The 11,722-nt window shown below is 67.3% G+C and carries 12 protein-coding genes; 3 read left to right on the top strand and 9 right to left on the bottom strand.

Translation table 11 applies throughout. The features are described 5' to 3' along the window. Positions 1-93: 93 nt before the first annotated feature. The 3 genes from ACZYZ5_RS05420 to ACZYZ5_RS05410 form a co-directional block, all read right to left on the bottom strand. Entirely contained in the window at positions 94-1,407 is a 1,314-nt protein-coding gene (locus ACZYZ5_RS05420; RefSeq protein WP_463899815.1) for an ABC transporter substrate-binding protein, read from the bottom strand. Between the two features lie 125 nt (positions 1,408-1,532). Beyond that, positions 1,533-2,522: a LacI family DNA-binding transcriptional regulator gene (locus tag ACZYZ5_RS05415; protein WP_463899813.1), complete on the bottom strand. Its 990-nt coding sequence runs from the start codon at positions 2,520-2,522 to the stop codon at positions 1,533-1,535. A gap of 130 nt (positions 2,523-2,652) precedes the next feature. Then, positions 2,653-3,606: a lipid kinase gene (locus tag ACZYZ5_RS05410; RefSeq protein WP_463899812.1), complete on the bottom strand. Its 954-nt coding sequence runs from the start codon at positions 3,604-3,606 to the stop codon at positions 2,653-2,655. A 276-nt stretch (positions 3,607-3,882) separates the two neighbouring features. Between ACZYZ5_RS05410 and ACZYZ5_RS05405 the strand changes: the two genes are divergently transcribed. Beyond that, on the top strand, positions 3,883-4,170 hold the full coding sequence (locus ACZYZ5_RS05405; RefSeq protein WP_463899811.1) for a hypothetical protein: 288 nt from the start codon (positions 3,883-3,885) through the stop codon (positions 4,168-4,170). Positions 4,171-4,274: 104 nt separating this feature from the next. On the opposite strand, the gene ACZYZ5_RS05400 is transcribed toward ACZYZ5_RS05405, so the two are convergent. Both ACZYZ5_RS05400 and ACZYZ5_RS05395 read right to left on the bottom strand, forming a co-directional pair. Next, on the bottom strand, positions 4,275-5,948 hold the full coding sequence (locus ACZYZ5_RS05400) for a thiamine pyrophosphate-binding protein (RefSeq protein ID WP_463899809.1): 1,674 nt from the start codon (positions 5,946-5,948) through the stop codon (positions 4,275-4,277). 118 nt (positions 5,949-6,066) lie between these two features. Further along, positions 6,067-6,570, bottom strand: coding sequence for an Lrp/AsnC family transcriptional regulator (locus tag ACZYZ5_RS05395; RefSeq protein WP_463899807.1), 504 nt, complete (start codon positions 6,568-6,570; stop codon positions 6,067-6,069). 93 nt (positions 6,571-6,663) lie between these two features. Here ACZYZ5_RS05395 and hisC point away from each other — a divergent pair, with 93 nt between their 5' ends. Together hisC and ACZYZ5_RS05385 are read left to right on the top strand one after the other, a co-directional pair. After that, positions 6,664-7,773, top strand: a complete 1,110-nt coding sequence (hisC, locus tag ACZYZ5_RS05390; RefSeq protein WP_463899805.1) for a histidinol-phosphate transaminase — start codon at positions 6,664-6,666, stop codon at positions 7,771-7,773. A gap of 43 nt (positions 7,774-7,816) precedes the next feature. Beyond that, a complete protein-coding gene (locus ACZYZ5_RS05385; RefSeq protein WP_463899803.1) occupies positions 7,817-9,229 on the top strand; it encodes an amino acid permease in 1,413 nt (470 codons plus the stop codon). Between the two features lie 242 nt (positions 9,230-9,471). Here the strand turns inward: ACZYZ5_RS05385 and ACZYZ5_RS05380 are convergent, their stop codons facing one another. From ACZYZ5_RS05380 to ACZYZ5_RS05365, 4 genes are all read right to left on the bottom strand, one after another. Beyond that, a complete protein-coding gene (locus tag ACZYZ5_RS05380) occupies positions 9,472-9,600 on the bottom strand; it encodes an excalibur calcium-binding domain-containing protein (RefSeq protein ID WP_463900174.1) in 129 nt (42 codons plus the stop codon). 51 nt (positions 9,601-9,651) lie between these two features. Beyond that, positions 9,652-10,548 (bottom strand): alpha/beta fold hydrolase, encoded by an 897-nt coding sequence (locus ACZYZ5_RS05375; protein WP_463899802.1) that lies wholly within the window; start codon positions 10,546-10,548, stop codon positions 9,652-9,654. Positions 10,549-10,867: 319 nt separating this feature from the next. Continuing rightward, positions 10,868-11,245, bottom strand: coding sequence for a transposase (locus ACZYZ5_RS05370; protein WP_463899799.1), 378 nt, complete (start codon positions 11,243-11,245; stop codon positions 10,868-10,870). Positions 11,246-11,360: 115 nt separating this feature from the next. Further along, on the bottom strand, positions 11,361-11,669 hold the full coding sequence (locus ACZYZ5_RS05365) for a transposase family protein (RefSeq protein ID WP_463899797.1): 309 nt from the start codon (positions 11,667-11,669) through the stop codon (positions 11,361-11,363). Positions 11,670-11,722: the final 53 nt, after the last annotated feature.

Here is an 11,722-nt window from a genome sequence, read left to right as displayed (position 1 = left end):
CGGGGTACCTAACTGGAGTTGCAGCGTGCCTGGCCGGCCGGGGTGGACCGGCCGGCCAGGCGTGTGGTCTGAACTGCTGGGGCTACGGCTTGATTACTTGGTCAGCTCGGTGAGCTTGGCCTGCATGTCCTTCAGGGCCGTGTCCGTGTCCTTCGCGCCGGTGATGGCGGCGTAGGCCTCTTCCTGGATCGCCTTGGTGGTGGCGCCGTACTGGACCACCTTGGGCCGCGGCTGGGCGTTGTTCAGCGAGGTCAGCAGGGTGGGGAAGAACGGGCGTTTGGCGACGACGGCGGGATCCTCGAACAGGGAGGCGTAGACCGGGGCACGGGAGGACAGGGCGAGGCGCTTCTGGGCCTGCTCCTCGCTGGTGAAGAACTTGACGAACTCCAGCGCGGTGGCCTTGTTCGGGGTGAACGGGGAGATGGCGAGGCTGCGGCCGCCGAGGGTGGAGACGCCGGGGCCGTCGGTGCCGGGGATGGAGGTGATGCCGAACTTGCCGGCCACCTGGCTGGAGCCGTCGGTGGCGCTCAGGGAGGCGTGCAGGAAGGGCCAGTTGCGCATGAAGACGAGCTTGCCGTCCTGGAATGCGCGGCGGCCCTGCTCCTCGAGGTAGGTGATGGCGTCGGACGGGAACATCCCGTCCTTGAAGCCGTCCACCAGCAGGTTCAGGCCTTCCTTGGCCTCGGGGGTGTTCACGGTGGGCTTGCCCTCGGCGTCGACAACCGTTCCTCCGGCGGAGGCCACGGCCTCGGAGAAGTTGACCGTGAGGGCCTCGTTCTTGTCGAACTGGCCGGTGTAGCAGGACATGCCGGCCGCTTCCGGGAGGGCCAGGATCGCCTTGCAGGCGGTCTTCATCTCGTCCCAGGTCTTGGGCGGGGCGGCGATGCCGGCGGCCTTCAGCAGGTCCGAGCGGAAGTAGAACAGGGCGCCGTCGGTGTAGTACGGGGCGCCGACCAGGGAGTCCCGGTAGGTCGCGGCGTTGACCGTGGCGGGGATCATCTTCTCGGTGGGGACGGCGTCCGCGGGCAGCGGCAGGATCCACTTGTTGGCGGCGAACTCGGAGGTCCAGACGACGTCCAGGTTCAGCACGCTGAACGTGTCCGACTTGATCTGCGCGTTCTGGATGAGCTGCTGGCGCTGCTGGTCCGCGGAATCGGGCAGTTCGATGAACGTGACCTGCTCCTCCGGGTGGGCGGCGTTCCACTCCTCGATGCTCTTGTTCGCGGCACCGGAGGCGTCGCGGTTGGAGACGTAGTTGATGGGGCCCTTGCCCTCGAAGGCTGCCGCGCTCTGGGCGGCCTTCGGCTCCGTGGCGGAACCTCCACACGCGGTGAGGCCGACGGCGGCTGCCGTGACCAGTGCGGTGGTGGTGAAAAGTGTCTGCCAGGTGTGGCGACGCTGCCTCATGTGTTGCTCCTTCAGTGGGGGTTCTTGCCTGTTTGGGTGGCTGCTTTAGGGCGCAGGGGAGTACGACGACGGCGGCACGAGGAAGTGCCGGCTGTCGCCTTGGCTGGGGATTCGGTGTGTTGGTGCTAGGTCTGTTGGGCGGCTGGCGGCGGGGCGGTGGAGCCGCGTTCGATGAGTTTGTGGGGCATGATCCGCGGCCCGAGGTCGCGGGAGCGGAGGAGTTTCTTGACGGCCATGCGGCCCATTTCCTCCAGGGGCTGGGCCATGGTGCTCAGCGGCGGGTGGACGTGCAGGGCGGTGGAGGTGTTGTCGAAGCCGAGGACGGAGACGTCTTCCGGGACCCTGCGGCCGCGCTTCTGCAGTTCGTTGACCACGGCGGCTGCCATCTCGTCGCTGACGGCGAAGACGGCGGTGAGGCGGGGGTCCTGCTCCAGCAGGTGGTCCAGACCGGGGGCGCCGCTTTCGTAGAAGAAGCTGCCCGTGGCGGTGACGGGTTCGCACTTGGCCTCGGCCATGGCCTTGAGGTAGCCGCGCTGCCGGGGTTGGGCAACGAAGATGGACTCGGGGTCGCCGGTGAGCAGCCCGATGCGGCGGTGGCCGAGTTTGAGCAGGTGACGGGTTGCGTCGTAGGCTGCTTTTTCGTCGTCGATGGCCACGCTGGGTGAGCCCGACTTGTCGCTGATGGCAACGGAGATGACCGGGACTGTGGGTCCCAGCAGCTGCCGGATCTCGGGTTTGATGACCGCGGACACCAGGATGACGCCGGCTGCCCGGTAGGTGCGCAGGGTCCGCAGGTAACTGGCGATATAGGCCGACTTGGCACCGGTGCGGCCCAGCATCACGGCGTAGCCGCGCTCCTGCGCTTCCTCCTCCACGCCCTGCATCACCTGGGAGGCGAGTGCATCCGACACCATGGGCGCGAGCAGTCCAATGACCGAGGTCTGCCGGGTCTTCAGCCCGCGCGCGAGGGAATCGGTTTCGTAACTGAGCTTCCGGACCGCGTCCTCCACGCGCTCGCGGGTCTCGTCCGAGTAGCCCACCAGCCCGTTGACCACCCGGGAGACGGTGGCGGGGGATACGCCCGCGTGCACGGCGACGTCCCTGATGGTTACCACTGATTCTCCTTGGCTCTACTGCGGTCTGGCGGCAGGTACGCAAACGGTTTACGTAAACGGTTACGTGACTTGCCTCATCAACAGTAAGGGTGGAGGTGCCGGAGGCGTGCCTGTTTCGGAAACAACGCTCTCAGGACGGCCAGTTCGCGGCGCCCGGTCCGTCGAACAACGCGCTGGTACTGCTCTGGGGCACCACCACATGGACGGCGTTGCGCTGGACGGTGAAGTCGGTGGGGGTGGTGGCGGCGATCTCGCCGTCGAGGTTCACCGGCATCTGCGGCTCGGTGACCAGCCGGACATGCCGGCTGGTCAGGTGGTACACCCGGTCGTGTTTGATGAAGCTTCCGTCCTTGAGCAACCGCGCGATACTCACGTGCTCCCGGAGCGGGCCGGCCAGGATGGCGTAGATGTCGAGGATGTGGTCATCGATCCCTGCGGTGGGGGAGACCGTGTTGCCGCCGCCGTAATGCCGGCCGTTGCCGACCGCCACCTGAAGCAGGTCCTCGAGCTCCAGCGGCTCGTGGTCCCCTCCCGGGAACTCGAGACGGGCCCGGAACGGCTTGTGCCGGGCATAAGCCGTTAGCGTGGCGACACTGTACGCCAATGGCCCGATGTACCGCTTCAGGCGGGGGCTGAGACCTTCGGTAACTGCTACCGACAGGCCCACGGACGCGACGTTGAGGAACGGCTCACCGTTGGCCCGGCCGAGGTCGATGTCCACCACCTTCCCTTCGGCGACGGCAGCGCAGGCCTCGACAAGATTGTTCGGTATCTCCAGCGTGCGGGCGAGGTCGTTGGCGGTGCCCAGCGGAAGAACGCCGAGCACAACGTTGGTGCCGGCAACCCGACCGGCGGCGTAGGACACAGTCCCATCGCCACCACCGACAACCACCAGGTCGTGCCCGTCCGCAAGCACCCGGTCAAGCGTCCCGGCTAGGTCTACCCCGGACAGCACGTGGTGCACGGCGGAGATGGGCACGCCTGCCTTTCGCATCGTGTCCACGGCAAGTTCGTGTGCCGCCCCTCGGCGTGATCCGGCGTTGATCACAACGGCGGCAGAGCGTGCGTCCCGGGCAGCTTTCATGTGGGCCATGTTAGGGGGAGGACCTGTGAATCAGCCCGCCACCGCCGTACGAAGCCATCCGTAGCCGCCCTGCGTAAAAACGTGAGCCTTCCCACCTTATTCCGAGTAGCTCACGATAAGCCTGTAAAGTTAGGTACAGGCCACCGTAGCCCTTGAGTACCGCACCGGTGAACATACCCGGGCCAGCGGGGCAAGCGACACAACGCGCAACCGCCCTCCTGCTTGAGCGGCACAAGAACCTGTATGGCCCTCATCCCGAAACCCCACGGAGAACCCATGACTTTGCTGACCGAACGCCCCGAAACCTCCTCAGCCACCACCGAAACCACCCTCAAGGCCGCTACAGCTAACACTGTCGCCGACACCGCAGTGCGCGGCGGCAGCTACGTGACTCTCCCCGCCGGCAGCGTCCCCGCCGGCGTCGAGGGCAGCTATGTCACCGTCGCTGGCGCCCGAAACCTGCCCCCTGTCACCCGTGGCAGCTATGTCACAGTGGACGGCACTCCCGTTGTTGCCGCCAGCGTCATCGAGGGCAGCTACGTAACGCTTCCAACGGCGGCCTAGGGTCCAGGGTCCTGCGGGGGATAGCACCTCCGCCGGACACGAAAGGAGGCCGACGGCGACACTGGGTGTCGTCGTCGGCCTCCTTTTTCGTGCCAGCCGGGCAGCTACCCCGCCACCGCCGCCTTCGCCTCCTGCTTGGCCGCCATCCACTCGCTCAGCCACGGGGCCCGCACGCTGGACGTGATCCGGCAGTCGGCCACGAAGGTTCCCCTGGCGCCGGCGTCGATCCAGTCCGTGAGCGCGGAAAGGTCCGCCAGTGAGCGGATGATCGCCGATTCGGCACCGAGCGCTCGAGCGATGCCGCTGAAGTCCACCTCGGGGATCAGCATGGGCTTCTCGGTCAGGCCCTGGGATCCGTACTGGTGGATTTCGGCTCCGTAGGCGGCGTCGTTGTAGATCACCACGACGGCGCTGCTGGCCGCGCCAATCAGCGATTCGAGGTCGGACAGGCCCATCAGGAAACCGCCGTCGCCGGAGGCCAGCACCAGGGTGCGGCCGTCCTCCACCGCGCGGGCTGCTCCGACGGCGCTGGCAAGGCCCAGCCCGATGCTCTGGAAGGCCGTGCCCACCATGACCAGGTCCTGCGGTCGCGGGATGTGCCAGTACATGGGTGCCCAGCCGACGAAGTGCCCGCCGTCCTGGACCACCGTGCGGCGCTCCGGCAGCACTGCATCCAGTGCCGTGGCAAGGGAGCGCGGGTCCAGCCGGCCGTCCGGGGTCTCCGCTGAGCCTGGATGGTGGGCCGGTCCTTCAGCCAGGCGTTTGCGGGCTTCCGCGCGCCAGGCTTCTGCGGGGCTGGCGTCCGGCGCGGCCGGGCCATCCAGCATCTTCAGGATGCGTCCCGCAGCAGAATTCACGTCCGCGCTGACGAACGTATCCACCCGGGGGTGCGTCGGCTGCAGGGCGGCGTCGATCTGGATGACGGTGCTGTCCGGGCCGAGCAGGTGCCCGAACCGCATGGTGAAGGGGCTCAGGCTTGCCCCTGCCACGAGGACCACATCGGCCTCGCCCATGAGTCCGGCCGCGGTGTCCGTGCCGAAGCCGCCCGCGACGCCGAGGTATCCGTCGCCTTCGAGGAGGTTGAGCGCCAGGGCGGTTCCGGCGGTCAGCGCGCCCAGACGGTCGGCGAGCTCCCGAAGCTCCGGGCCGGCGCCGGCGAGATGCGCACCGCGGCCGGCGAGGATCAGCGGGCGCTTCGCCCCGGCGAGCAGGCGGGCTACCTGCCCGAGGCCGCCGTCGACGTCCTCACTCACCGCGGGTGCCAGCGGCGCGGGAAGCTCTTCGTCCGCAGCCTCGAGTGCCGCGAGGTCGTAGGGAATGGCAATCACGACGGCGGTCCGCTTGGTGAGTGCGTACTCCACCGCCTGCTGTGTGATGGAGCCCGCGGCGTCGCGGGTGACGGTGAAGGTGGCCGCGCCGAGGCCTGCGGCGATCGCCGCTTGGTCCACGTCCTGGGGCCGGGCGCCGCTGCTCGGGGCGTCTCCGGTGACCAGCACCACGGGGATTTGCGCCTGGACTGCTTCGGCGAGGGCGGTGAGTGCGTTGGTGTAGCCGGGGCCGTAGGTGGTGGTGCCCGCGGCGAGGCGTCCTGACGTCCGGTAGTAGGCGTCTGCCGCGGCGATGGCGGCGCCTTCATGGCGGACGGGGGAGAAGCGGAGGCCCAGCTGCTCCGCGGCGTCCAGGAAGTAGACGTTGCCGTTGCCCATCACACCGAAAACATCGCTGAGATAGCTGCTGAGGACCTGCGCCACGCGGCCGGAGACGGTAAGTGAAGTCATGCAGGAATCATGTGGGCTGGTTCACAGATAGGCAAGAGAGTGCAGTTCGATTGGGATATTTGGCAGTAAGATGCGGCCGGAACTGAAAATCTGCGCACTTGTGGTGCGCATCTCCCGGTCAGGTGGAAGGGCGGGATTCCTGGGTCGACAGCCTGCCCAGGAGGCCGTCGTAGCGGGGCGGCATGAGTTCCAGCACGGAAATGGCCGTGCTGGTCCGCTGGATCCCCTCGATTTCCAGGATCTCGTTGGTAATGCGGTAGAGATCGGCCGTACTGCGTGCCACCACCTTGGCCATGAGGTCCGCGTCCCCGGTGGTGGCGTGCACCTCGATGACCTCCGGGATCGCGGCGAGCCCGTCTTCCACCGCGCCTGTCCGGGTCTGGCTGATGGACAGGGAGAGGAAGGCCATCAGGTCATAGCCCAGCGCGGCGGGATCCAGCCTCCGGCTGAAGGAGCGGAGGGCGCCGCTGCGCTCGAGCCGTGCCAGCCGGGCGTGGACCGTGTTCCGCGCGACGCCGAGCGTCCGCGAGAGTGCCAGGGCGCTGGCTTCGGGATCCTTGTCGAGGGCCAGGATGATCCTGCCGTCGAGTGAATCCAGGGTGCGGGGGTTCGGGATGGTCATATTTTCACCACAGACAGTAGATGTTGAGCAGAAGTCCCAATGGGTTGAGGGTATCTTGCATTGTGGGCCGGGTCACAATCATGATCGTTCCTCATGACCCGTGACCAGATCCTGACCGCACCGGACACCGCGCTTCCCACCCTTCGTGGCGCGGTGGCCGGACTTCCGCCCTACGTCCCGGGCCGGAGCAGCGCCGGCCTGGACGTTGCAGCCCTCGCCAGCAACGAAAGCCACTACGCTCCGCTGCCTGCTGCCGCCGCTGCGGTGACCGAAGCGGCCGGCACCATGAACCGCTACCCGGACAGTGCCGCCGTCGAACTCCGCGAACGGCTCGCCCGGCACCTGGGCGTCACCGCCGGGGAGGTCGCAGTGGGACCCGGCAGCGTGGGCGTCCTCCAGCAGATCATCACCGGACTGTGCGACGCCGGGGATGAGGTGATCTTCGCGTGGCGCTCCTTCGAGGCGTACCCCATCCTGGTGGAGCTCGCAGGCGCCCGGCCGGTCCGCATCCCGCTGGACGACGCCGAGGGGCACGACCTCGACGCCATGGCCGCGGCCGTCACTTACCGCACGAAGGTTATCCTGCTCTGCACCCCCAACAATCCCACCGGCGTGCCGATCAGCCATGAACGTATTGAGGCCTTCCTGCGGTCCGTCCGCTCCGACATCCTTGTGGTGATCGACGAGGCCTACGTGGAATACGCCGAAGCGGGCAGCGGCCCCGATTCCCTGGCGCTCTACCGCCAGTACCCGAACGTCTGCATCCTGCGCACCTTCTCGAAGGCCTACGGACTGGCCGGGCTGCGCGTGGGATACGCCGTGGCCTCGCCCGCCATCGCCGAGGGACTTCGCCGGACCGCCCTTCCCTTCTCGGTGAGCGCACTGGCCCAGAAGGCGGCCATCGCATCGCTGGACGCGGGGGAGGAGATGGAAGCGCGCGTCGCCGCCGTCAGGCAGGAACGTGCCCGGATGGCCGCGCAGCTGGACGCCCAGGGCTGGAAACTGCAGGCGAGCCAGGGCAATTTCCTGTGGATCCGTGCGGATGAGCTGCTCCAGGCGAGGCTGGTGGACGCGTTTGACCGCGCGGGCATCCTGGTCCGGGCGTACCAGGGGGACGGCATCCGGATCACCGTTGCCGGCCCCGACTCCAACGACCGCGTGCTCCGGCTTTTGGCAGCCCACGCTGCTTCAATAAGCGACTGACCTGAAACCCCAATCCGTTCCACCTACAACCAGAGGACTCCCCATGGAACAACAGACAAAGACGTCTGGCCGCGCACTGGGCGCCGCACTCAAACCCCGCCAGCTCACCATGATGGGGCTCGGAAGCGCCATCGGCGCGGGCCTGTTCATCGGCTCCGGCGCCGGCATCCAGGCTGCCGGCCCGGCCGTGCTGATCTCCTACCTCGTAGCCGGCACCCTCATCATCCTGGTGATGTGGGCCCTCGGCGAGATGGCCGCCGCCAATCCGGACAGCGGTGCCTTCTCCGTCTATACCGCCAAGGCCTACGGGCCGGTGGCCGGCGCCACGGTGGGCTGGCTCTGGTGGATCCAGCTCGTGGTGGTCATCGCGGCCGAAGCGCTCGGTGCGGCCGGCCTGCTGGCCACCATCTTCCCGGCGCTGCCGGTGTGGCTGATGGCCTTCGTATTCATCGTGGTGCTCACCGCTGTGAACCTCACCAGTGTGAAGAACTTCGGCGAGTTCGAGTTCTGGTTCGCTTTGCTCAAAGTGGCAGCAATCGTCGGGTTCCTCCTGGTGGGCGCTGCCCTGCTCTTCGGCTGGCTGCCGGGCGTGCAGTCGCCGGGCCTGACCAACTTCACCGGAGACGGATTCGCACCCAGCGGCTTCGCCGGGATCGCCACGGCACTCTTCGTGGTGGCGTTCGCGTTCGGCGGCACCGAGATCGTGTCCGTGGCGGCAGCTGAGACCGCTGAGCCGGCCCGCAGCGTGAAGACGGCGGTCCGGACCGTGCTGTGGCGCATCCTCATCTTCTACATCGGCGCCATCTTCGTGATCGCGGCGGTGGTTCCCGTGGGTTCGGCGGGGCTGAAGAGCCCGTTCGCCGCCGTGCTGGACGCCGCCGGCATGCCCGGCGCGGCCACCGCCATCACCCTGGTGGCTGTGGCGGCACTGCTTTCCGCCCTCAACGCCAACCTTTACGGTGCCTCGCGGATGGCGTTCTCTCTCGCCGAGCGCGGTGAAGCGCCGCGCCTGCTTGCCTCGGTGTCCAAGGCGCGTGTCCCGGTTGTCGCAGTCCTGGCCAGCGTTGCCTTCGGCGTTGTCACGGTTGTGCTGGAGCTGGCTTTCCCCGAGAAGGTGCTTCCGGTCCTGCTCAACATTGTGGGCTCGACGTGCCTGCTGGTGTGGACGTCCGCGCTCCTGGCCCAGCTCGCGCTGCGCCTCCGTGCCGACCGCGAGGGAACGGAGCTTCCCCTGCGGATGCCCGGCTTCCCGTGGCTTACGTGCTTTGGCCTGCTCATCCTGGCGGCGATCTTCACGGTGGGCTTCATCGGCGAGGATTCCCGTCCCCAGCTCCTAAGCACGTTCGCACTGGTGGCGCTTCTGGCGGTGGCTAACTGGCTTCACCACCGCTCGGGGAACGTTTTGCCCGTTGTCGAATCCTCGGAGCGTGCCAAGGCCCCGGTGCTCATCGACTGAAACCCGAGTTCGCCGGCTGTTGCATCGACATGAAGGTCCGTGAGAAAACCGGCCACCGGAGAAGCGGAGGTAGGCACACCGAAGTGCGCATGCCAGAACCCATGATGCCGCCACCGCTGGTGGTGAGGGACGTCTTGTTCGCTAGGAACCCCGTTAGTCACAATGACTAACGGGGGTTCCTCATTACCTGACATCTACTTTCCGAGCATCGAAGTGTGCGGCCATCTAGCCCACGAGGGTCTCTACTTGTCGCAGCCGACGCCGTCGCCGTCGCGGTCCAGGCTTCGACTGTAGCCGGGCTGGCCGGCGCGTATCGGCGCTGCCCTGGCAGCCCGAACCGCTGCGCAGTTCGCGTAGTAAGCAGGAGCCAGCGCGATGATCTCGATGAAAGCCGCATGCCCGCACCTGCACTTCGGCTGACGCTAAAGATTCCGGAGCCAGTCTTGAAGCAGGGGCAACGCGGTACTGCTGTTCATTGTGCTGATGTGATCAAGGCCGGGGAGGACGCGCACATCCCATCCGGCGGCAGTGAGCTCGCGTTCGTGGGCGGCGAGGGGCTCGCCGATTCTCACTTGCACGTTGTCCCAGGCCGGACCGTAGTCGATCCTGTCTGCCGAGCCGGCAAAAGCCAGCCGTGCAAGACGCGGCGGCAGCGTCACCTTAGAGTCGTCGAAGTCTTGAAGCGCCTCATACAAAGTGACGAATTGCCGGGTCTGCGCCGGCGACGTCTGGATCGGGAAGGCGTCCCAGTCGCCCGGTTCAATGTCGCTTGCGTCAATCCCGGCAACACCAGCTTCGACGTCGGAGGGTTGTCTTTGCGCGGCCGCTTCGGTGGCCATCCTGTGCGCCGAGCGCGTGATCGAGAGCATGCTCTGGTACGGGCCGTCGAGAGGCGGAAAGCCGCCCATGGCCAGCGCCCAGAGCCGGTCCGTGCGGACGGCAAGCTGCAGCCCGGCCAGCGCCAGCCACGAGTACCCGTAATACGCGAACGTACCGGCCGCGTCCGCGATGGCCAGCAGGTCGGTCACAACATTGGCCGGCGTCAGGGTGTCCGGCGCGGGGTGTTCCATTCGGTGACCCTCGTAGTCCGCCGAGATGACGCGATACGAGGGGGAAAGGCCGGCGGCCAAGTTCGGCCCCAGCTCAGGGTCCGCACCCCACCGCCGCATCGTCTCCGCTTCCGACGGCGGGTAAGGCTCGATCCGGACCGGGAGCAGCACGGAACGACCCGCTCCTTGGATGGACACGTGAATGGCGGTGCCGTCGTGCAGGACAGCTTCAAGAGTATGCGGCACGTTGCCTCCCGCTTCCTCATTCATCGCTCAACTCTGGCACCCTCGGGACGCTGACGGAAGTGGATTGCAACGGTGCCAGCCCAGTTTTGGGCATCCATCAGCGTGCGCATGGGGACCGGGTCGAAAACGAATGAGTCAAAGGTCGTTTGTGCTGCGAAGACGAGAATGGGGTGCCAGTTCCCTGGGAAAGGGATCATCGGAGGGTACGCAGGGTGCAGCTCTTCCCGGCCTACGCCGAGCGACCCGCGAAGCGTGCTCAGAACACCGTCGGAGAACTCGGCCACTCGCGGCTCCACGCTCGTGCAGGATGCCCTCACCGCTGCACCCTGGCCTGCTGTCTCGGTCACCACAGGTTCAACCGCCGTGTCGAATATGAAGGTCCCCGCCGATCTGCAGGGTCCGGCGGATCCCGTGGAGCGGATCGCCCTTGCGGCCGCGTGCCCAGGGTGTCCTGCTGGACCCGGCGGCGGACCTCTTCGACCATGGCCGAACCCAGCTTCACGAGAGGGAATGCATCCAGAACGGTGATGGCTCCGGGCCGCTCGTCGCGGATCGCGTTGGCGTAACCGCGGAACGGATCCAGCGCGGCGGTCCTGATCCCGACCGCGAATCCGGCGCCGCGGTCTTTGAGCCAGTCCGCGTAGGCCGTCCCGGAACGTCCCGGAACGAGGTCCAGTAGCCTGGCGTGAACAACGCCGTAAGCGTCACGGGTGTGATCCACAATCCCAGTGACCATCCCGGTGCCGGGCGGCCCGGTGTGGGCCCAGCATGCTCGTCGACGCCGAGGGCATCCGCGCCCTTCAACCGGCCTGTGTCAGCGATCCGCCGCGCGGCTTCTACCCTGATCCCGTGCCAGACGGTGTGGAGACGCCGAGCTGGTGGGGCCGGGCCGAGACCGAGGTGTCGAAACGCTGGAGCGCATCGGTTGCCCAGTTCAGAGCACGTGTTGTCAGTTTCGCCCGGGGGCCGGCCGGCGGGTGCTCCTCGGTGAACGTCGTTCTCGGGCAGTCCTGGTCCGGGCAGCGCCAGACACGTATGGCCCACAGCAGCCGCACCGGGCGGCCGAAACAGGGGATGTCGTGGATCCGGACATGCCGGCGTCCGTCCCCGATCGCGACGCCGCCGCAGTCCGGGGAGCCGGTCATGTGCTCCCCGGTCTCGACGCAAAGAACCAGCCCGCCTGGGGTGCTGTGACGGA

Source organism: Pseudarthrobacter ribosi (assembly GCF_055412865.1).
Note: the sequence above shows the minus strand (reverse complement) of the source record. Positions and strands in the feature narration are given on the sequence as shown.